This window comes from Paenibacillus sp. LHD-38 (genome assembly GCF_031157315.1).
Taxonomy (GTDB): domain Bacteria; phylum Bacillota; class Bacilli; order Paenibacillales; family Paenibacillaceae; genus Pristimantibacillus.
Genome location: NZ_JAVIFU010000011.1, coordinates 115774 through 138179, shown reverse-complemented (window position 1 = coordinate 138179; position 22406 = coordinate 115774). Strand labels below are relative to the sequence as shown.

General features: G+C 44.6%; 19 protein-coding genes. 6 read left to right on the top strand and 13 right to left on the bottom strand.

Features of this window, described 5'->3' with window-relative positions; genetic code table 11:
- The first annotated feature begins 64 nt into the window (after positions 1-64).
- A complete protein-coding gene (locus RCO25_RS11815) occupies positions 65-490 on the top strand; it encodes a helix-turn-helix domain-containing protein (protein ID WP_308996345.1) in 426 nt (141 codons plus the stop codon).
- A gap of 8 nt (positions 491-498) precedes the next feature.
- Positions 499-909 carry an ImmA/IrrE family metallo-endopeptidase gene (locus RCO25_RS11810; protein WP_308996344.1) on the top strand — a complete coding sequence of 137 codons (411 nt, stop codon included), beginning with the start codon at positions 499-501 and terminating at the stop codon, positions 907-909.
- 82 nt (positions 910-991) lie between these two features.
- Here the strand turns inward: RCO25_RS11810 and RCO25_RS11805 are convergent, their stop codons facing one another.
- The 8 genes from RCO25_RS11805 to RCO25_RS11770 all read right to left on the bottom strand — a co-directional run bounded on the left by RCO25_RS11805 (position 992) and on the right by RCO25_RS11770 (position 9046).
- Entirely contained in the window at positions 992-2224 is a 1233-nt protein-coding gene (locus RCO25_RS11805) for an aminopeptidase (RefSeq protein WP_308996343.1), read from the bottom strand.
- A gap of 172 nt (positions 2225-2396) precedes the next feature.
- On the bottom strand, positions 2397-2642 hold the full coding sequence (locus RCO25_RS11800; protein WP_308996342.1) for a YolD-like family protein: 246 nt from the start codon (positions 2640-2642) through the stop codon (positions 2397-2399).
- Positions 2643-3099: 457 nt separating this feature from the next.
- A complete protein-coding gene (locus tag RCO25_RS11795) occupies positions 3100-4065 on the bottom strand; it encodes an ROK family protein (protein WP_308996341.1) in 966 nt (321 codons plus the stop codon).
- An 18-nt stretch (positions 4066-4083) separates the two neighbouring features.
- Entirely contained in the window at positions 4084-4764 is a 681-nt protein-coding gene (locus RCO25_RS11790) for an N-acetylmannosamine-6-phosphate 2-epimerase (protein WP_308996340.1), read from the bottom strand.
- A gap of 38 nt (positions 4765-4802) precedes the next feature.
- Positions 4803-5720 carry a dihydrodipicolinate synthase family protein gene (locus RCO25_RS11785; protein WP_308996339.1) on the bottom strand — a complete coding sequence of 306 codons (918 nt, stop codon included), beginning with the start codon at positions 5718-5720 and terminating at the stop codon, positions 4803-4805.
- A gap of 60 nt (positions 5721-5780) precedes the next feature.
- The gene (locus tag RCO25_RS11780) at positions 5781-6668 is read right to left on the bottom strand and encodes a carbohydrate ABC transporter permease (protein ID WP_308996338.1); all 888 of its coding nucleotides are present in this window, start codon (positions 6666-6668) and stop codon (positions 5781-5783) included.
- A gap of 11 nt (positions 6669-6679) precedes the next feature.
- The gene (locus tag RCO25_RS11775; protein WP_483874707.1) at positions 6680-7627 is read right to left on the bottom strand and encodes a carbohydrate ABC transporter permease; all 948 of its coding nucleotides are present in this window, start codon (positions 7625-7627) and stop codon (positions 6680-6682) included.
- A 27-nt stretch (positions 7628-7654) separates the two neighbouring features.
- A complete protein-coding gene (locus RCO25_RS11770; protein ID WP_308996337.1) occupies positions 7655-9046 on the bottom strand; it encodes an ABC transporter substrate-binding protein in 1392 nt (463 codons plus the stop codon).
- A gap of 228 nt (positions 9047-9274) precedes the next feature.
- On the opposite strand from RCO25_RS11770, the gene RCO25_RS11765 reads away from it, so the two are divergent.
- The 4 genes from RCO25_RS11765 to RCO25_RS11750 are packed head-to-tail and all read left to right on the top strand — an operon-like array spanning position 9275 to position 13838.
- Positions 9275-10936, top strand: coding sequence for a response regulator (locus RCO25_RS11765; protein WP_308996336.1), 1662 nt, complete (start codon positions 9275-9277; stop codon positions 10934-10936).
- 4 nt (positions 10937-10940) lie between these two features.
- Positions 10941-12749 carry a cache domain-containing sensor histidine kinase gene (locus RCO25_RS11760; protein WP_308996335.1) on the top strand — a complete coding sequence of 603 codons (1809 nt, stop codon included), beginning with the start codon at positions 10941-10943 and terminating at the stop codon, positions 12747-12749.
- A 43-nt stretch (positions 12750-12792) separates the two neighbouring features.
- Positions 12793-13146 carry a CidA/LrgA family protein gene (locus tag RCO25_RS11755; RefSeq protein WP_308996334.1) on the top strand — a complete coding sequence of 118 codons (354 nt, stop codon included), beginning with the start codon at positions 12793-12795 and terminating at the stop codon, positions 13144-13146.
- The gene (locus RCO25_RS11750; protein WP_308996333.1) at positions 13143-13838 is read left to right on the top strand and encodes an LrgB family protein; all 696 of its coding nucleotides are present in this window, start codon (positions 13143-13145) and stop codon (positions 13836-13838) included. Before RCO25_RS11755 ends, RCO25_RS11750 begins: the two co-directional genes overlap by 4 nt.
- Positions 13839-13982: 144 nt before the next feature.
- On the opposite strand, the gene RCO25_RS11745 is transcribed toward RCO25_RS11750, so the two are convergent.
- The 5 genes from RCO25_RS11745 to RCO25_RS11725 all read right to left on the bottom strand — a co-directional run bounded on the left by RCO25_RS11745 (position 13983) and on the right by RCO25_RS11725 (position 22231).
- On the bottom strand, positions 13983-14423 hold the full coding sequence (locus tag RCO25_RS11745; RefSeq protein WP_308996332.1) for a NanQ anomerase/TabA/YiaL family protein: 441 nt from the start codon (positions 14421-14423) through the stop codon (positions 13983-13985).
- A gap of 254 nt (positions 14424-14677) precedes the next feature.
- A complete protein-coding gene (locus RCO25_RS11740; protein WP_308996331.1) occupies positions 14678-18778 on the bottom strand; it encodes a beta-N-acetylglucosaminidase domain-containing protein in 4101 nt (1366 codons plus the stop codon).
- A 208-nt stretch (positions 18779-18986) separates the two neighbouring features.
- A complete protein-coding gene (locus tag RCO25_RS11735) occupies positions 18987-19853 on the bottom strand; it encodes a carbohydrate ABC transporter permease (protein ID WP_308996330.1) in 867 nt (288 codons plus the stop codon).
- Positions 19854-19865: 12 nt separating this feature from the next.
- Entirely contained in the window at positions 19866-20783 is a 918-nt protein-coding gene (locus tag RCO25_RS11730) for a carbohydrate ABC transporter permease (RefSeq protein WP_308996329.1), read from the bottom strand.
- An 83-nt stretch (positions 20784-20866) separates the two neighbouring features.
- Positions 20867-22231 (bottom strand): extracellular solute-binding protein, encoded by a 1365-nt coding sequence (locus RCO25_RS11725; protein WP_308996328.1) that lies wholly within the window; start codon positions 22229-22231, stop codon positions 20867-20869.
- Between the last annotated feature and the right edge of the window lie 175 nt (positions 22232-22406).

Below are 22406 nucleotides of genomic sequence, written 5' to 3'. Positions count from 1 at the left end.
TTGGGTATTTTAATTACCGTCAAGTATCTAAAATACCATTTAACGAAAATGGAGGGTATTCATAATGTCATTAGGAGCGAGAATTAAGCAATTGCGAGTTGAACACGGGTTAACGCAGCAGGAGGTCGCCTCCCATCTCGAAATGGGCCGATCCAATCTGGGGCATATCGAGAATGACCGCGTGACGCCAACGAGCGAGGATTTGCAAAAGCTAGCCGATATCCTTCATACGACGACCGATTATTTGCTTGGACGAGGCGCTGCGGCAGCAACAATTCCCGAATGGGCGACGTATAAGGATAAGCGTGATTTCAAGAAGCTGCTGGAGGAAGACGGGGAAATCATGTTCGACGGCGTGCCGATGAGCCCCATTGACCGTCAGCGCGTCATGGATGTGCTGACCGGGCTATTCTGGGAAGCGAAACAAATGAATAAACACAAAAAAAAGACCGAGGCGGCAGGCCATGCTCCTGATGATGCCCAAGGGTAGGTGTTGCTATGGATAAATTGATTTTGAAGCTCATCCGGAAATTCAAGACCAACGACCCCTTCACCATCGCCGAGGGCATTGGCATTCATATCCGGTATGCTGATCTTGGCGAAGGAACGAGAGGCCTCTATTTCAAAAAGCTGAGGCGCCGCTTTATCGTCATTCACGATAAGCTGCCTGAGGATTGGCGCAGGTTCGTGTGCGCCCATGAGCTTGGGCATGATCGGCTTCATCCGGGCTTTAACCGCTTTTGGCTGGATGAGCAATCGTTTTTCAATGCGGGAAAATACGAACGTCAAGCGAATAAATTTGCCGTCCGGCTGCTGATATCGGGCGATTCGCCCGCTGCCAGCGAGACCCTCGCGGAGCTATTGATGCGCAATGGCGTACCGGCGGAGATGCAAAAGTTTTATTTCTGAAACGGCATTAACGGCGTTTGCATGACAAAGGCTCTGGTTTGGCAGCATAAACTGCGGAACCAGAGCCTTTTCTTTAATTTAACTAAATCGCCCAATTGCCGTTGCGGAAGATCGGCTCGCGGTTTCCATCCTGCGTCACGCCGTCGATATTCATGTCCGGCGAGCCGATCATGAAATCCTCATGGGTAAGGCTTCTATTCGCTCCATGAGCGAGAAGCTCCTCGGGTGACATTTTGGTGCCGCCTTTAAGGTTGACCGGATAAGCTTGGCCTAGCGCCAAATGGCAGGAGGCATTCTCATCATAGAGCGTATTAAAGAAAGTTACATTGGAATTGGAGATTGGCGAGTCATGAGGCACAAGAGCAACTTCTCCCAAATGTCTTGCCCCGTCATCCGTGTTCAATAAATGAGTCAACGCCTCATAGCCCTGCTCAGCCGTATGATCGATTACTTTGCCATCCTTGAAGGTCAAGGAGAAGCCGTTGATGACCTGCCCGTTATAATTAAGCGGCTTGGTGCTGCGAACCGTTCCGTTAACGCCATCCTTGTTCGGCATGGTGAATACTTCTTCCGTCGGCATATTCGGATTAAAGAAAATCCCTTTGGCATTCGCCTTGGAGCCGCCCAGCCAAATATGGCCTTCCGGAAGTTCAACGGTTAGGCTCGTGCCCGGCGCCTCGTATTGAAGCTGCTTATAACGTTTGTTATTGAGCACCTCAACCATTTGGAGCAGCTTTGCGTTATGTTCCTTCCAAGCCTGGATTGGATCCTCCAGCCCAATGCGGGTCGCATCGATAATCCGCTCCCACAGCTTCTGAACAGCTTCCTCCGGTGCGGAATCAGGGAAAATCTTAGCCGCCCACCCCGGTGTCGCATACGAAAGCAGCGACCAGGCATTCGTATGGTTCATGAGCGAGCTTCTATAGCCGCTAAGCGCGGTTGATGCCACCTTAGAAGCCGTTGCCACCCTAGTCGGATCGACATCGTTAAGCAAGTCGGGGTTTGGAGAATAGATAGTAATAAAGGCCGCGCCCTGCTCCACGAAATCCTCCCAAGCCTTTGCGCGGAACATCGGATATTCCAAGAAAGCCTCATCCGGCGCTTGCTTGTATTTAATGAGGGAAAGCTCCTCGTCGTTATACTCCACATGCACGTTTTTGGCGCCGGCTCCATAAGCCTTTGACGCAATAAGACGCACAAGAGGAGCTGCGGTAATCGGAGCCATGACGATCACCGTCTGCCCTTGCTGCACATTGACGCCGACCTTAACGGCAAGCGCTGCGTATTTTTCCAAATGCTGCTGTGTTGGGTACATGTATGTAGATCCTCCTCCATCATGAATGAATAAGTGTTTCTTACGTTAGCCTAATTCCATTATAAACCTCTCCTTCGCATTGCTCAAACGAGGCTTGATGGCGAAAAAAAACAAACCTCCCAGCCGTTCAGCCTTGAACGAGGGAGGCACTTTTGCTTCAAAGCTAATCGAATTAATAAGGACTTTCTATCTTCATAATATCTAAAAAAGGAACCTTTGTTACGCTTCCCATATATTCCACATGAACCTTCTTCGTTCTGGAATCGAGTGTGGTAATTACGCCTCTTACCTGTTCTTCCGCTGCCCAAATGGTGAGCAGCAGCTCCGTGCCTTCCTGCTTAGCCTCTACCAATCTTTCACCCAGCTCTTCCAGCTCAAACTCATCTCTGGTGGGCCGCTTCGGTCCTTTTTTTGCCATCTAATTCCCCTCCTGCTATGTATGGCACCGTATATCCAATAAAAAAGGGCCCCTCCGCTCCGAGGAGACCCTTATTCTATCCATATAAGTTACGCGTATAACTCTATTATAGCATGCAGGCATTTGACTCTGTTAGCGGGAATAAGAGTAAATCGATTACTCCATTTGTTGGTTGACGTTATCATTGATTTTACTCACATTAAAAAAGGGCGATGCAGGAACATCGCCTTTAAGCTATGGCAGAAAATGATGTGAGATGATCTTAGCATCTTGTCCACCATCCCCTCATTTATAGTGTATGTGGTTATGCTCAAAATTCTTGGGCTTATAACAGCTGTATCCAATACTTAGAAAAAATTGTTCAACTCTTCTGCCCGTTAGCATTCCTGTAGAGCGTTAAATTTCCGCTTTGCAAAAAAACGAGCGGATGCTACCATCCGCTTTGTTGCTGCATCCTTTATTCCCCATATTCCCATACCTGCAGAGCCGCGCCTATCATACCGCACAAATTGCCGCGATACGCCGCTTCAATTCGGACTCCTTCCAGCATGGAAGGCATCGATCTGCGGTTTACTTCTCTCCTTATCCCTTCAAACAATGGCTCACCCGCTTCAGCGACTCCTCCGCCAATAACAATCACTTCCGGATTGAACATATGGATGAGGGAAGCAACAGCGGAGCCAAGAGCAGCTATCGTTTCTTCCATTAGCTCTACAGCAAGGGGATCCCCTGCTTTCCATCTGGTTATCACTTCGCGGGAATCCAAATCTTCTGCGGGGTGTCCGCTTAGCGCAAGCTTCTCCCGCATCCGACGAGCAATGCTAGTTCCCGATGCGTATTGCTCTAAGCAGCCCTTCCCTCCGCATAGGCATGACGGTCCCTTGAAATCTACCGACAGATGGCCCAGCTCGCCGCCTCCTCCCCAAAAGCCGTGTACAAGGCGGCCATCAACGACGATTGCACCGCCTACACCGGTTCCAAGAGCAAGACAGAGAAAATGGTTAACTCCTTGTGCTGCTCCAACATATTTCTCCGTCAGCGCGAGCACATTAACGTCGTTGTCTACGATTACTGGCAGAAGAAATTGCTTCTGAAGAATGCACTTCAGAGCTGTTCCGGCATAGCCGGGTATAAGCTCTGAGGCCGATCGAATGCTGCCATTCGCCCAATCAATTTGTCCCGCGCTGCCAACGCCGATCCCTTTTAACCGGACACTTGAAAACTTCTCTTTCACCACCGCCATTAAATCAACAACGGCTTGATGAACGCGATCCACCGTTTTGGCTTGCCCAGCCAAGGTGCTGAGGCTTACGGTATGCAGTACGGCCCCTTCTGCGCTTACAACACCTGCATTAATTTTTGTTCCTCCAATATCCACGCCGATTGCGTATTCAGCTTGGGGATCGTACAATTGGGATTCCATCGGCCTTCCCCCTTAACCCTAATGCGTAAGCAGCGCGCTGACATAACGTGCCGTAATCAACTGCGGCCGCGTAATGGCACTGCCCACAACAACATAAGACGCTCCTGCATTCCTTGCTTTCGCCGCATCCTCCGGCGTCCAGATCCGTCCTTCAGCAACGATTGGAAGGCTCACCTTCGCACATAATTGCTCCAGCAAATCAAAATCCGGCCCTTCTTGCTGCGTGCTGTACGGCGTATATCCGGAGAGGGTAGTGCCGATGAAGTCAACACCTAATTGCTCCGCTGCCAGCCCTTCCTCCAAAGTTGAAATATCTGCCATGACCGCGGCGCCCCATTCATGCGCATAATCAATTAATGGCTTTACCGTTTCCAAACGACCTTCTCGATTCGTTATATCGAGCGCGACGATGTCGGCTTTGGCGGATACGATGGCTTTCACCTCATCAAGTGTCGGAGTTATAAAGATAGCTGAACCAGGGATAACTCTCTTAATGAGCCCAATTACCGGTACATCCACTTCCTGCTTAATGGCGAGAATATCTGGAACCCCGTTTGTTCGAATTCCAATTGCGCCGGAGTTCACAGCAGCTCGTGCCATTTTTGCCATTGTGTCCCCGCCGTGAAGCGGTTCCTGTTCAAGTGCCTGACAAGAAACGATTAGCCCTTTCATTGGAAAAATGTTTTTCAATCGAGTCATAGCGAATTCATTCCTTTCCTAAGCGATATATTTTGCACTTAGCCTTGCGCATTATTGATTTCATTTAATATTTTATTATTCAGTGCTTCTATGCGGCCCATATCTGAAGCCGCAACAGGCATAAGCGGCATCCTTGGCTCACCCGTTGCGAATCCGCGCAGCTTTAAGATCGCTTTGCAAGCTCCATAAAGGGATGGAAAGGATAGCAATTCTACAATAAGTTCATTAACAATAAACTGCCACTTCTGCGCTTCAGCCATGTTCCCTTGCACATAACACTGTTCGATCTTCAAGAACAGCTCCGGCATTACGCCATAGGTGCCGCCAATTCCTCCGTCCGCACCGATGCTTCGCCCAGCAAGGTACTGCTCATCCGGACCATTTAATACAAGAAAGTCCTTGCCGCCGGCAGCCTTAAATTGCTGCAGCTCAAACGTGCTCTCCGCTGATATTTTCACGCCAATCACTTTGTTCTGCGCAGCCATCTTGGAGAGCAGGCTTTTCGATAATTGAAAGCCCGTCGTTTGCGGAATATGATAAATAATAAACGGAAGAGATGTGCTATCAACAATAGCTTGCCAATGTGCTTCAACACTTTGCGGAGATAATCGGTAATAAATAGCCGGTACAGCCGAAACGGCGTGAGCCCCTGCTCGTTCAGCATGCTTGGCAAGCTCTACGCTGTCTCTTGTAGAAGGCGCACCAATATGAGCAATAATTGTAAGCTCTTTACCTACTTCTGCAATGACCGCCTCCAGCATTTGCTTACGTTCTTCAACAGACTGCAGCATGCCTTCGCCTGAGCTTCCTCCCACATAAAGGCCCTTCACCCCAACAGAAGCGTAATGACGGGCTAGCTTCCGAGCCGCTTCTTTACTTATTTCCCCCTGCTCATTATAGGTAGAATACATAGCGATTGTGATTCCTTTGAAGCGTTCTAAATCATAGGGTTTCATCGTAAAATAGCCTCCGTTTTAGGAATATAAATTTTGGAAATAGATAAATTTCAAATACATTTAACCTTTTACCGCTCCCATAGTAATGCCCTGTGTAAATGCTTTTTGGAATAAAAGGAAGATTGCGATCATTGGAATAGACGCAAGTGCCGCACCAGCCATCAGCAGCCCATAATTCGTCGTAAACTCGCCTCTGAGTGTAGCTACTCCAAGCGGCAGAGTCATCATCGAGGTTGACCTTGTCATAATGAGCTGGCTGAAATAATCATTCCAAGAGGTTATAAAGGTAAAGATAGCAAGGGCACCTAATGCCGGTTTAAGTAAAGGCAATATAATGGTAGTAAATAAGCGTATTTCCGAGCATCCATCTATCTTTGCCGCTTCGATCAGCTCACCTGGAATGGTTTGTGCAAACTGTTTCATTAGAAATACTCCGAATGGCCAGCCAATAGCCGGTAGTATGAGTCCTTTATAGGTGTTCACCCAACCAAAATCAGCTAGCATCGTGAAGAGCGGTACGAGAATAACCTGCTTAGGCAGCGCCATTGCCGCAACAAACATCGTAAAGATAATCACTCGTCCCGGGAAGGATTTCTTTGCAAGCACATACCCGGCAGATGAAGAAACGATACAGATCGCGATCATCTCAACCAATGCAATAATAAAGCTATTAAACATCCAACGCTCCACTGGGTTTTTAAATAATTCAGTCCAGTTCTGCATCGTCGGTTTGAGCGGAAACCATTCAGGAGGGATGGTAGTGGCAACGGTCTGAAGCTTAAAAGAGCCGGAAACCACCCAATAAAAAGGGAAAATAAAAAATACGGTAGCCAGTATTAAAAGAATGCCCGCCAGCACTTTAGATAGAGTGAGTTCCTTTTGCCATGCGCTTTTTCTCTTTGTCTGCAAGATTGGCGTTTTCATTTCTAATTGATTATATGAACTCATGATGTCCCCCCTTAGTACTCAACATCGCTGCCAAAGTATTTGAATTGAATGATAGAGATAATTCCAATGACGATTGCGAGTAAGACACCCATCGCGGAGGCATTGCCGAAATGCCCAAGTACAAATGCTTGCTCATATACGCCATACATGACAGTCGATGTGCTGTATACAGGGCCGCCCGACGTAAGCAGTTGTATCAAGGCAAAGCACTGAAAGGTATTAATCGTGGTAATCACGATAATATACAAATTCGTAGGCATCAACATCGGCCATACAATTTTTCGGAAAATTTGCCATGGCGTTGCCCGGTCAAGCTCCGCTGCTTCAATATAGGAGGTCGGGATGTTGCCCAGTGATGCGACATACAATATGATCGGCTGACCAACGGAAGTCGTGATCAACACCGCGATAATCGCAAGCAGTGCAGTCCTTGTATCTCCAAGCCAGGAAATAGGCTCTGCGCCAAACAAGCTGGTCAAATAATTGAGAATGCCATAGTTCGGATGATAGATCCAGCCCCATACAACAGTAATGCTCACGACTGAGGATACAGCCGGTAAATAGAAAACGCCTCTGAAAAAGGATCTTGCAAATTCTTTTTTCTTATAAATATTTACTGCGATAAAAATAGAGAAAATGATGACAATTGGAACGGTAATAATTACTAGTAACAGCGTATTCCTCATCGATTTAAGAAAAGTATCGTTTTGAACCAAAGAGATATAGTTATCGAACCAAATAAAATTAAAATCTCTCAAAGAGTAATCGAAGAAGCTTATATAAATTCCTTTTATCATCGGGTATGCAACAAAAAGCAGAAAAAATCCAAACGCTGGCAATAAAAAAATATAGCTCATCAACCAATCGCGTAAAATATAGCCCTTCCTTTTGCGAACAGCTGCCTCCATTTCCTTCTCCCCATTCTTCGGTGATTTGAAAAGAGTAGAGCACTTGCGCACTCTACTCCCTCATGGACGCCGTTTCCTTTATGATTTCGATGCTGTTTTTGCCTTGTCAATCGCTTCATTAGCTTTTTCAGCGAAGCTGTCCAAAGCTTCTTTGCCTGTTGCTCCGCCAATCAAAGCACGCTGCAATTCAGGGAACCAGAAAGTACGGATATCCGCATAGCCATCTGCAATAGTTGGTGCATCAGTCGTAAATTTACGTGCATATTCTGCGTATGTGTACTCTGGATCGTTATACAGACCCGTAATCGAATTGCGAACAGACAGCCCGCCCGTTTGAATCAAATTTTTCTTGCCGTATACCGCATCATTAGCAATGAAATCAATCAATTTTTTGGATGCAGCAATCTTGTCCTCATCTCCATTGTTGAATACAGCCATACCGCCAAGATACGGCTCAAGCTTTGGTTCCGAACCATCTAGTGTAGGGAAAGGAAGCAGAACATCTTCAAATTCAACCATTTTTTTCGATACGTTTTGAGCCTTTAGGACGGCAGAATAATTCAGTGTGAAGGCCAATTTCCCTTGCAGGAACAAATCGTTAACATCAGCAGCGGCAAGTGAAGCTGCGCCTGCAACACTCAATTTATCCTTCGTAGCTTGAACAATCCAATCCAGTGCCTGAGCAGCTTCATCTGTATTAATAGCAACTGCGGAATTGTCCTCATTCAAAAATCTTGAAACGCCCAGGTTAGCGATATAAGCGCGAGTCCCTTGATCTCCAGCTTGGCTTTTTGCAAAAAATCCGGTTGGAATAACATCTGGCGCCTTATCCTTAACCGCTTGCAACGCTTTCTTATATTCTTCAAACGTCCAAGTTCTGTCTTCCTTACCAAGCGGAAGCAGATCCAGTGCCCCGATTTCCTCAAAAATCGTCTTGTTAACAGCCATCATGAACGGTGCGGTATTAATCGGATACATATAGATCTGATCGCCAACACTCGATTGCTTCCAAAAGGCTGGCGAAATATCATTCTTCACTTCATCCGTTACCATGTCATTGAGTGGAGCAAGCAAATCTTTTTTACCCCAATCTATAATTCGTCCAGGCGCATCATAGATAACATCAGGTGCTGTATTGGAGGCAATTGCGACGTTCAGCTTTTCAGGGCCGCCTTCAAAGGTGATCATCTCGAGATTTACTTTAACCTCCGGGTATTTTTCATTAAATGCTGCAATAATCTCTTTCTCGTATTTACCTACTTCTCCATCCAAAGCTTGGAAGGTCGGGAAGTTCCACCATGTAATTTCTACTGGCTTAGCAGCCGTCTCGGTTGCTGCTGGATCTGTTTGATTCGCGTTATTACTTGGTTCTGTTTTCGTATTCGTATTCGTGTTCCCACAAGCAGCTAACTGCATGCCCAGCAGAGCGACACCTAAAATCGTCATAAGTCCTTTTTTCATAACTCTCATTCAAATACCCCCCATTATGTTTTGGAACAAAATGAAACCGTTTTATCCCTTGCGCTAATCATAAAACATTTGTAAATTAAGAAGAATCCCTTTTCTTTTACATTCATGGTCGTATTCTGACATGTTCCTTCAATCATTTCATTGCTAATGTTATAATTCATTGCATCATTTAGGAAGCAAATAAAATACGTTCTTGCAAAAGCATGTTTGACTTCTGGAGGGAATTTCATGTATAAGCTAATGATTGTAGAGGATGAACCATTAATACGAATGGGTCTAAAACATTATTTTAATTGGCAGGAGCTTGAAGTCCATTCCATTTATGAAGCTGAAAACGGAAAGGATGGATTCATTACGGCTCTAAGGGAGCAGCCCGATTTGGTCATTACCGATATTCGCATGCCAGAGATGGATGGACTCCAAATGATCGAGAAAATCCGTTTGGCGCTTCCCGATACCTTATTTATTATTTTGACAGGATTTAATGATTTTGAGTATGCCCAGAAAGCGATAAGGATAGGCGGCGTGCATGCTTTCTTGCTCAAGCCTTTGGAGTATGAGGAAAGTCTATCGACGATACAAGAATGCATGAATAATCTAAAGCAAAAACGGCATGAGCTCCAAAACCGTTCTAATCTAGAAAAAGAAATAAAGGACAACTGGACTCTTAAAGGGAGTCAACTGGTAAAGGTCTTGCTCGAGGAAGAGAATGCCGTAGTGGAAGAGGATACGATTGTGGAGCTTTGCGAATTCAGGAGCAATGCCTACCTGTATCTGCCATTTGTGCTGACTTGGTTACCTCGTTTGGAAGCGCATCCGCAATCTAGAAAGTGGATCAGACAGCATGCCGATTCATTCATAAATGAAGCAGCGGAATCTGTATTTCCTGCTCATATACCACGCCAAATTTTCACTTATAGGTATAAATCCAAGCTGTACGGAATCACTGTATTGGATGCACAGGAGATCAATAGCAAGGACATCGACATAGAAGAGCAGGTGCAAAAACAAATAGAGAATACGCTAAAAACCGTTGGTTTAGAGCATCATACATCCCTGTATTTGGTTATAGGTACGACCACTACCGATCTATCAGATTTAAATAAGCTGCTGCACTATACGGATAAAGCGCTGTATCAGCGTTTCTATCAATCCGAACGTTGTCTACTCCTCGGCTCCCAATTAGGCGATACTTCCGGTTCAACTAAAGCACCGCTTATTCAGCTGGATGAGAATGACAAAAAACGGATCATTGCCTGTTTAGAGAGCGGCGATGAGCATGAGACCAAGCAGCTGATGCAGCGTTTGGCTCAAGACATGTTGAGTAAAATAGCCTATTCTTCACCTGAAAAATGGCTCGCCTTTTTACAAGAAATCATCAGTGTCATTATCCGCTTTGCCAATAAAAACGGCATTCACATTGAAGGCGTGTATAGCGAGAAGCTTTTGAACCTCACATTTGTTGATGATTTCCCAACTCTCGCAGCACTATTTGACTGGCTTGGCAGATGGATGGTTCATTTGGGAATCGTTTATACGGAAGGGTTAACGCAAAATCATCAACAAGACGTCATTATCTTTGAACATATCGAATCCTTTATTAAACAAAACATTGATCAAGATGTGACCTTGCAAATGGTTGCTGATCGTTTCTTCTATAATCCTTCTTATTTAAGCCGTTTGTTCAAACGGAAGCTGGACAAGAACTACATGAGATTTGTGACTGAAATTCGGATTAAATATGCACAGGAATGCTTAAAAAAACCAGAGTATTTAGTAACTGATGTATGCTCGATGTGCGGATACAAAAGCTATAAGCATTTTGTGAAAACATTTGGAAGCATCACAGGTATGACACCAACTGACTATAGAAAACAATCAGGATGGTGATCATTTGAACAAATTAGGCCGGCTCACCTATCAATATCGAATGAAGCATGTCAACCATCAAATTTTTGTTCTTATGGTCCTGACCATTACCATTCCGCTGCTCGTTATTTCCGCAATCATCTATATTTTCTCGAATCAAGCTGTCAAAAACGAATATCAAAGCAGCTCTAATTTAATTCTCAATAATTTATCCTTCAATATTGACCAATACCTTCAAAGTATTGAGAAAGGTACGCTCAATGCACAAATGGATAGTCAACTGCAAATGGCGCTTGAGCATTGGAAGAATAATCAGGATACTTCTGGAAATGATCAGAGCATTCAATACGGAAACACAATTGAACATTTCATAAGCGCCATTGAGATGACGATAAAAAATGTAGATAGCGTGCAAATTTACGCAGGCTCTCGCGTCTTTTATTCCGCTAATTTCAATCGAGCCGATTATGATTTCAAAGACTTCACCGTTGAGGATTGGTATGTGCAAACAAAGCAAAAAAAAGGCGGAGTGATCCTTTTTGGCAGCCATATCCCCTTTCATCGCACAAATTCCATAGAAATGGTTATTTCGATCGCTAGGGTTATTAACAAAGTCGGCAGTAAACAGCCATTAGGCGTCATGCTCATCGACATCCGCCTTGATTCGTTGCGAGAGATTTTAAAGCTTTCAGAGACTAGCAAACGCAATTTTATTATTATCGATGATAAAGGCGGCGTCATTTACAATTCGGATGCCAATCATACAGAAACCTCCGCACCCATTCAATTAGAGGGGCAGACGCTCCGTACCTTTTTGGAAGAAGATTCAGGAAGCTTTTATGCTGATTTTGCCGGAACCAAATCGTATATCAACTTTGTTACTTCAGCTTATTCGGAGTGGAAGGTCATTCAATATATAGGTGAGAAAGAGATGACTAAGCAAGCTGCGTTTCTCGGTAAAATCATCCTAACGTTAGCTATCCTATCGCTTGGCACAGCTATTTTATTTATGTACATCTTAACGGAACGAGTGACGAAACCGATTATACTGTTAAGCAGACAAGTGAAAATGGTAGGCATGGGAAAATTCGATGTGGATTTAAGCAGCGACCGTCAGGATGAATTCGGTGTTCTATACCATGGAATTCGCAAAATGGTTGAAGACTTGCAAAACTATATTGAGCGATCCTCTATGGCAAAGGCACAACAAAAGGTTGCGCAGTTTGGGGCGCTAAAGAGCCAAATCAATCCCCATTTCCTTGCAAATGTGCTGGAGTCCATTCAGATGAAAGCCGTCATCAATGGACAACGTGATATTGGCGAAATGGTTGGTATTGTCGGTAGGCTGTTTCGAGTTCATATCCAGACGGGGAAGGAAACGGTAACCTTGCGTGAGGAGCTTGAACACATTCGTCTTTATGTAAAAATACAGCAATTGCGCTTTGGTGATAAAATTCAATATGTTGAACGACTGGCAGCAAATAGCGAAGCCATGCAGGTTATGCATTTTTCGCTGCAGCCCTTAATCGAGAACGCTATTGTTCACGGATTGGAACGCCGCAGCGGCCCCGGCCTGCTCGAGGTATCCTCATCCAGATCAGGAAATGACATGCTGATCATGATAAGAGATAACGGAGTCGGCATAGACGAGAATAAGCTTGAGCAGCTTCGCTATCGGCTATCTCAACCGTCTGACACGCTGGACGAGGCCCATATCGGAATCAAAAACGTACATGATCGTATTCTGTTTTATTTCGGGGAGCAATACGGTATTGCTATCAACAGTCAATTAGGAGAAGGAACGACGGTCATCATCCGGCTTCCGGCTAATTAATCCCTTTGAAAATTAAATTCATTCCCACGTTTAAGGAGACATTATGCTAGGATTCGCTATTTTACTAGGCTTTAATTTAGTCGGAAGCTGGCTTCAATCAAACCTTCACATCCCGCTTCCAGGAAATGTTATCGGTCTCATCCTGTTTATCATTGCACTGTTCACCAAATTAATTAAGCTGGAATGGGTAGATAAGACGGCCACTTGGCTTACCGGACATATGATGCTTTTCTTTACTCCTTTCTTGGTTGGCACGATGGTCTTCTTCCCGCTCATCGGAGCGAATTGGCTGTCCATTGGAATTGGCGTGATTGGCAGCTCATTAGCAGCCCTTCTGGTAACGGGGTTTGTTACAGCCAAGCTGCAGCGATATGAATCACAGGGCGGTGCGGAATGAACATGCATGAATGGATCAATCAACCGCTATTTGGCATTACGCTTAGCGTAATGGCTTATAGCGGCGCACAGTTAGTCCATCGCCGCTGGCGCTGGCTGCACCCGCTTTTTCTTTGCTCAGGTTTTATTATCCTGCTGCTGCTTAGCTTTCATATCCCCTATGAAGCTTACAAAATAGGCGGAGATGTCATTACACTCTTGCTTGGGCCCGCAACAGTAGCTCTAGGAGTACCGATTTACAAAAATTTTGGATTAATCAAAAAGCATATTACGAGCATTCTTATTGCGATCACAGTCGGTTCGTTAACGAGCATCGTCAGCGCTGCCGTTTTGGTTGCATTTCTTGGCGGCAGCCGCGAGATCTTGCTCAGTATGCTTCCAAAATCGGTCAGCTCGCCTATAGCGATAGAAATTTCACGCCAATTAGGAGGCTTTCCTGAGCTTACCGCTGTGTTAACCGTGCTTACGGGACTTTTTGGCAGCATGTTCGGTAAAAAGCTATTGACAACGTTTAGGCTTAAAAACGAAATCGCAATTGGCATTGCCATCGGTACATCCGCTCACGGAATCGGCACGGCCAGACTCCTGAGAGATTCCGAAATACAAGGCAGCATGAGCGGCTTTGCGATGGGTGTAGCAGGCATCATTACCTCTATATTGTTCATCCCGATCTACTGGTGGTTCGCTTATTGAACAAAGCGTAAACGGCTGACGCCGTCCTTGGCGGCAAAAGCTCGTTTCGCGGTGAAATATAAGCAACGTATAAGGTTGAATTTTATACTTTCTTATATTTAGACAAAGAGAGCCGTATCTCACATGAGATACGGCTCCCTTTTTTTATACAGCGATTTTGTAGATAATTTTCTTCACGACTTGCTCCGCCTGCTCATGCGCGCCCACTAGATGTGTATCCTCAGGAAAGCAGATTAGAAAGTAACCGGGCTCTAAGCAGCCTTTGAATTTAAGACTAGATGTTACATCGCCGAAGTGAATATCACGATCCGGATCATACGCTGTCGAATTGGATAGACACTCTACATTGCTGACTTCTACGTATTCTTGTCCTTCTAGGACGATATGGATATCAATGAACTTTCTGTGTGCTTCGTAACGCTTTTCCTCTTTCGAAACGGTTGTAAATACGATGCTGTTCTTTTGAAAATCATTCGTTTCATCCGCTTCACCATGCAGATTCAGCCGCATATCCTCAACAGCGCTTTTTAATCTATGATTTTCAAACGCATATTGTCCTGCATTAGAGATCTTATCGTAGATCATATCATCACAGCCCCTTCTATCATACACACTTTATCCGCTTGCTATTCTATCGAGTATAGCAAGTTATTCAGATAAGATATCACAGATTTTGTGTCTAGTGAAATTATTGTTTTAGATTAGGAATGGAATGATCCGGAAGGCTTATTTCAAGAAAAGCAAAATAATGGATTAGGAAATTAGTTCTAAGACTAGAAAGAAAGACAAACATGAAGGAGCATCCATGTCACACAGGATGCTCCTTCATTGTCTTGTCTTTACTCAAGTATTTTTCTGGCTGCAATCGCCAAATCGTTAATATTGATGATACCATCGTTTGTTAAATCTGCATGCTTCACTTGCTCCCAATCCGAACTGCTTGAATCTTTGCCGTAATGTGCTGCGACGAGTGCAAGATCGCCGATCGATACTTTGCCGTCATGATTCACGTCGCCCGGAATGCCAGGTGGAGCTGCGGTTACCTGAATGTGGAAGTTCGAGGACGCTGCTTCCGTCTCCATTCCCTGATCATCACCCATGATCAATTGGGATACCGTTATGCTTCCTTGTGTCGTCTCCGCCACAGTCTTTGCTTTAAATTTTAGCTCTAATAGCTGTACATCACCTGTGATCGCATTAGAGGAACCCTCGCTGACCATTAGCATCCGAATATGTCCAGGTGTTTGCTTCGCAGAATCAAGCAAGGTGATTCCATCTTTCAAGGACTTCGAGGACACGAATTCCAGCGTATTAGGATCGTAATCCAGCGTAATGTCCAGCGCATAGACACTTTCGGTCACACTCTTTAAGCTGAGCTGAACGTCGAATTGCTGGCCGCCAGCGACAGATACCGCACCCGTTAGCTCCGTTTGAGGCATCTCTGGGACAATGACTCCTCCTTCTCTCTTTACAGGTATGATTTCATGTACCATTGGCTTTACAGCTCCATCCCACTCAAGCTTAACTTCCAGCACATTCGCATACTTGGATGTGTCAATCATGTTGTACGATTTTGATAATATACCTGCTTGATGCCATCCCTTCATGTCTCTTACTGAAACCACAGCATTCGATATTCCGAGCGGACTTTGCATAATAATGACTTTACTTAGCTCAGTTTCCCTTGAAAGCTTGTAGTTAAGAACGCCTGACTCCGTCTCTTTGGCTGGCGCATAAAAGGAGGATAGCTTATGATCGATTGCATAATTTGATTCATTACCCAAGCGCCCCTCCGGATTTGCTTGAATGGAAGGATTCTCACTTCCCGCGTTTGCTAGTCCTTCATTGACGATGATCTCATTGAGAGCAAGCCATGATGAATCATTTACAGTAGAAATCAGTCTTACGTATCTAGCTTGTTTTCCATCTACCTGAACTCTCTTAAACCGATAAGGAACCTCGTGCTCAGGGAAATTTAGACTCCGATCACCCGGATTGTTGAAGTTATGAATCGTTTCCCAGGTTTGACCATCAATCGACAGCTGCAGATCGCCTTTTCGGAAATAATCCCCTTCTCCGTCGCCGATAACTACAGCTGCGTTTTGCACATTGATAATGCCGCCCAAGTCAACCTGAACATATTTGCCCAGCCTTTGCTCTCCACCGAACCAAACTTTACTTTCCAATTTTCCATTGTAAATATCTTGAAGCTTGCCTTGATAAATGCTCTCATAATTATGAGTGACAACGGGCTCAGAAAACCTGTACAGACTCATCGTTAATTGACTTAAATCGAACGAAATTCGCTCAGTCCCTTTATTGATTAGTCTGAGATATGCGGCATTGCGATACGGACCGCCAACGGTTACCGTATTCCATTCCACACCATTTTCCGATGATTCCAGCACAGCCTCTGTTGAAGTGGTTTCAAGTGAAAGATTGGATACCTTCTCGATTGCCGGCAGTTTTATCCCTACATAATGAGAAGGCTCCAACGTGATTTGGTTAACTTGATTTAATGCTACAGATGCTTCAGAAGCATTAACAACTATTTTTTTCAGCTCCTCCACATTCGTATAGATGGCCGCTTTCCCTTTGTCCGCATTGACTGAAAATTCTCTAACCGCTGTCCACAAATCAGGCTTTCCTCCAGGAATGCCGGCATGCGTCAATCGATATCTAACGAATCTCGCTTCCAAATCAAGCTCATTGGCAACGATCTTAATGCCTGACCTTTCCTCTCCAATGGCGGTCCAAGCTTGCTTATCATTCGAATATTCGAGAATACCTCTTTGAAAAATATCATGATCGGTGTCCGTTCTGCCCTGTGTGATCGCAATATCATGAACCTTGATCGTTTTGCCAAAATCAATGCCATACCAGTCGCCGTTTTTTTGCAACGTCTGGAAATAGATATTTGTGCTGTTGTCTCCATCAACCATTTGGTTCAAGCCAGATGGCGAACCGTATGAACTCATGGGGAGCTGAATAACAAATTCAGGATCAATCGATGTGTAAATTTGTGCATCCAGTTTGTTAATCATTTGCTCGGCAAAAGGAACGAGGCGCTTTGCGCCCGCTTCTACCGTTACATCAGGATATTTTAATTTCTCGATTTTAAATTTCTTGGATTCTGACATTGCATTTGTTGCTTTGGCGAGCGTTTCCCACGCAGAGCCTATTTCTCCCTTTTGAAGCGCAATCGCTGATTGTGCCGCGAATTTGCTTGATTCCACAACATAGCGCAAGCTATTCAGCCATGGATCAATTTCCTCAACCATATTCGCATTTTGGCTTTTTTCTCTAAATGACACGATGGCCTGCAGCACCTGGTCCAATTTGGCGATTAATGTTTGCCCAACCTCTTCAACGGATTGCCCATTGGCAAATCGGCTTAAAAGCAGCTCAAGCTCGGCCTTCACATTTTCTGATTCACCCACCTGAAGTCCATGTCCGCTTGGTGATGGATCGCTCAGATGGTAGGCTATCGTATTAAGCTCAGATGCAACCTCCGGAGCGACGTAGTCGAATGAATTCAGCCAGCTCTCATCGCTATTGAAGTCGTCCACGTTCCAGGTATAATCCGCAACGGCGAATAAGGCAATTTTGGAAAGCTCCGCGCTGCCCATCGGGTTGGATACAATACCTGAAAAGTTATGTGTGCCTGGGGCGAGTATCTCTCCCTTGCCTAGCATAAGTCTCGAATCTTTATAATCATTGACCGGCCAGTTCAACCACATATAAGGATCTCTGCCAGTAGCATCCTTAGGCCACTGCATATCGGTCGTGTTTACCGATCCAACGACACTTTTTCCAGTCCACATGATTTCTACATTTGCCGGAACGTTTCTTAATGCTTGCAAATAGGGCTTGCCCGCCTCTCCGGTCCAGCTTTGATTGTAGAACGGAGGGCAATAAATTAATGATTTGACATCTCCCTTTGTAGTGACCCAATTGGCGACATCTGTAATAAGCTTTACATGTTTGTCTTTGTCTGTTAAAGATTGCGAGGTGCTGATATCATCCATGAACAGGCCAAATTGGCGCACGCCAACGCTATAAAGCTGATCCAGCTTAGCTAGCAAGGTTTGAAGCTCAGCGTCATAATTATTCCAATTGATCATGTTAAAGCCGGGATGGATCGCCCAAATAAATTGTGTCTTGGATTCATGGCCGACATCGACAAGCTCTTTGATTTGGATTAATTCATCCGCCGGGTACAGCGTTCTCCATGCGGAGTTATGATACTTATCGTCCTTAGGCGCAAAAATATAGGAATTCATCTTTACTCTTCCGCCAAACCGCATTAAGCTTATCCGATCCTCATGAGACCATGGAAATCCATAGAACCCTTCAATGAATCCTCTCCACTTTGCATCGGAATAGTCTTCATATTTCACCGATTGAATACTCTTCTCAGGAATCTGGTCAAAAATCATCTTCAAGGTCGCAATCGCATAGTAAGCTGCATCTGTATTCGCCCCGAGTATGGAGATATTGCCCATTGGCGACGATTTTTTGTCTATGTCCAAAACGTAAGCGTCATTTTTGTTGAAAATTTCGGCATCATACTCGATATTCTGATTAAAAAAAGCGCTTACATATTCATTTGAATTTTTCACGCCAATCAGAAAATTGGTTTTCCCTTGTACAACCGACTCCGATTTCGTCACCTGAATCGATTTGGCAGCTAATAGGCTCGTAATAAAATTTGTTGCGGACTCATCAATCGCACTTTCAATAACGAGATTCACTTCATCTGAAATAGTGAAGTTTGTTCCGTAATAGGTTTGTTTCTGAGGCAGCGGGTAAATTTCATATTGGCCGTTGCCGGCCTTGGATGGAATGTCAGTTGCTGCTGTCGCGGAACTTGCCATGTTCGAAAAAATGGTTGTCAACATAAAGAACGCGATTAGAAGACTGATCGTCTTTCTGGACATTTTATCCTTACCTCCCTTATAAATCCCATCATTTATCAAGCAAAGCCCCGAATATGGGCATGGCAAAAAAGTCTCCTTCATGATTTCCGGAGGTCCTGGTGAGCATATTCTTAGAGATCATTGGGGCGACTCATCGCCGCCAATGTCTCTCAGCTGATTTCCACGGATCGGAATGGCGATAGTTGGATGGGCAACGGCTGTGATAACGTTAACCCTTTAAAGCGCCGGCCGTAAGTCCGCCGGTAATTTGCCTTTGATAGAGTACATACATGACAATGACGGGTATCATCGAAATAGCTAACCCAGCAAATAATGGCCCCCACTCCGTCCTGTACTGCATTTCCGCTTGCATAATCGCAATCCCGACAGGTACCGTATACTTCTCAGGGTCATTTATTAACACAGTGGCCATGATATATTCATTCCAGACGGTTAAAGCGTTCATAATTCCTACTGTTACCAAGCCCGGTTTGGATAAAGGCAGCATAATTCGGAAGAAAATCCCGTAATTCGTGCAACCATCGATTGTCGCAGCTTCTTCCAATTCCTTCGGCAGCTTCTTGTAGAAGCCTACCAAAAAAAAGATTGCGAACGGAAGAATGCCGATTGTGCCGACAGAATAAACCATTACCAACCCAAATAAAGAATTGGACAAATGAAGATCACTCAGCAGAAAAAATAAAGGAATTAATCCAAGCGTCGTAGGAATCATCATCGAGGCAACATAAACAAAATAAAGAATTCCTCTACCTTTAAATGTACATCGAGCCAATATGTAAGCTGTCGTTGCGGCCATTATCAATGACACGATCATACTGCCGACTGTGACTATGATGGAATTGAAGAAATAATCACCAAAATGTGCTCGGTTCCATACATCTACGTAATTTTCAAAACGAAATATGGTTGGAATATCCCACGGTTTCCCCATCATAACCTGTTGGTTATCCTTCAATGAGGTTAGAAATGTCCAAATGACCGGGTAGAGGACAAGCAGCGTCCATAGCAGGAGGAAAAAACGAACCACCGTTTTCGACAGGAATAGCAGCGGTTTTTTGGTTGCTAGATCATTCATTTGTTCACCTCATTACATTTCAATTGTGTCCCGATGAAGAATACGGTTAAGAAGCAAGGTTGTGACTAATGCTAATACTAAAATCAGAACACCAATGGTTGCCCCATAACTGAGATGAAATTGTTTGAAGCCCATTTGATACAAATAATAGCCTAATACTTGCGTTTGATTATCAGGCCCGCCCTCTGTCATAAGCTTGACGATAATGAATGAACCATTCAGAGTCGTAATGACAATGTGGATAATGGACGTTTTGAATTGCTCCCATATGAGCGGAAGCGTAACTTTCGTAAATTGCTTCCATTCGTTAGCGCCGTCAATGCCCGCTGCTTCATACAAGGAGCTGTCTATTCCAAGGATCGAGGCGATAATGAGAAGCATATAGAAGCCAATCCCTGCCCACACGCTGGGGGGGAGAAGCGACCATATGGCAAGATTGGGAGAGCCCAGCCAGTTCGTTGCTACAGGATTTTCGGTAAACAACGATAAGAACGCATTTAGAAAACCAAGTGACGGGTTATAAATAAAGCTCCATAATACCCCGATAACGACAACCGATATAATGTTTGGAAAGAAGAAGATGACACGGTAAAACCCATACTCCTTTAGCTTTAACCTTGTTAATGCAACCGCGAAGAAGGTAGCGAGCAGCATAATCAAGATGACCTTCCAGAAGACGAGAAAGTAATCATTCATGATCGCAATCGGAATAACCGGATCGGCAAACAGTTCCTTATAATTGTCTATTCCGATAAAGTTCATCGTTTCCGATCCGCCGGACCAGTCGAAGAAGCTTAAATATAATCCGCGGAGCAGTGGATAAATTGTAAATAATGAAAACAAACCTAATGTAGGGAGCAGGAAACTTGCAATAAACAGCTTCCGGCTCCATGAGCTTGAAACTTTCTTTTTCTTCATCATCGAAATCATGATCTATTGCCTCCCTTATGATTTGAAAGAACAATCAGAGGAACGAAGGTCCTCTGATTGTTAGAATGAGAGAGGTAAACGTATTAGCGGGTTTTCGCGGCTGCTTTCTCCATCCGGTCGATCCACTCATCCGGTGTAATCGTCTTTTGCAGCAAAGCGATCGTTGCATCATTTTGCGCTTGCTCAAGATCTGCGTTTAGTTTGAATACAGGTGCTACGATTGTGTCGCCGCCGTTAAAATAGTCCATCGCTGTTTTTACAACATTGCTGGCGCTGGAAGATTCCAAGTCAGCTTTCACGTTCATCAGTGCGCCAGTAATCTCCGCCCAACGAACAGCCGCTTTCTTCGTGAAGATAAACTCGACAAACGCTTTAGCAGCCTCTGGGTTTTTCGCTTTCTTTGCAATCGCGATATTGCTTGTGTAAGGAATCGCTACATATTTACCGCCTGCATTTTGCATAACAGATGGAATGAATCCGAATTTAAAGCCATCCGGGACATCCTTGCTCATTTCATTTTCCAGCCACAAGCCGTTTGGAATCATAGCATCCTTGTGCTGTAAGAACAGCATTTGCGAATCCGTATGATTCATACCGTAGGAAGCGTTGTCGAAGTAGCCTTTATCACGCATATCAACAAGCTTAGCTAATGTTTTCTTAACGGCGTCATTATTGAACGAGCCTTCTTTAGCCGCTTCTTGATCCTTCAAAATTTGCGGATTATCGCCATTTTCAGAAACAAAACCGGAGTTCAGCATACCACCGACGATGTAGTACGGATATTTGCCTGTGTGAATGTACGGGTTAATACCTGCCGCTTTAATTTGTTCGCTTGTTGCCAGGAAGCTATCCCAATCTGTTGGCACTGCCCAGCCCTTTTCTTCGAAGAGGCTAGCATCGTAGAACGTTCCCCACGAGCCGAATACCAACGGAATCGTATAGTTCTTGCCGCCAAAATCTTGAGGACCAGCAATCAAATTGCTGACAAGATTTTCGCCGTCAACATTATTCGCTTGCTTCACCCAATCCGTGATATCCATCAATTGGTCATCTTGAACCATTTGCGTTTCGTTCGATCCGGCGCCATCAATGTAAACAACATCTGGCGGGTTGCCTTGAATCCAGCGAGGCTTCATTTGTTCATTAATTTGGGAACCAGCGGATTCCTTGATTTTCAAATCCGGATACTTCTGCTGAAATTCGCCAATCACTTCTTTCCACCATGCATCGCCGTAACCGCCAACGAAATACTGGATTTCAAAATCCCCCGAAATCTTCGGCTCCTCTGCTGGCTTCGCTGTTTCTTCAACCTTCGTAGCATCCGTTGGCTTGTCGGTTGCAGCCGCTGGTGTGTTGTTGCCCTTTCCTCCGCTGCAGCCTGACAGAGCTAACAGAACGAGAAAAAGTGCCATCCCCCATGTTACTCTTTTTTTGAATTTGTTCCCCATTGCATGTAACCCTCCTTAAAGTATCGTTCAGGCTTCCTTCGTCAAAATCCTATGAACTCTAGTTGTTTTCATTCGTTCTGTTTCCTCATTATATAAGTTGATTATGCGCCGCCACATGATATCTTTTGTTGTGAAGTTGATATTTTTTGTTCTCATTTATAATTTCTGTAAATCA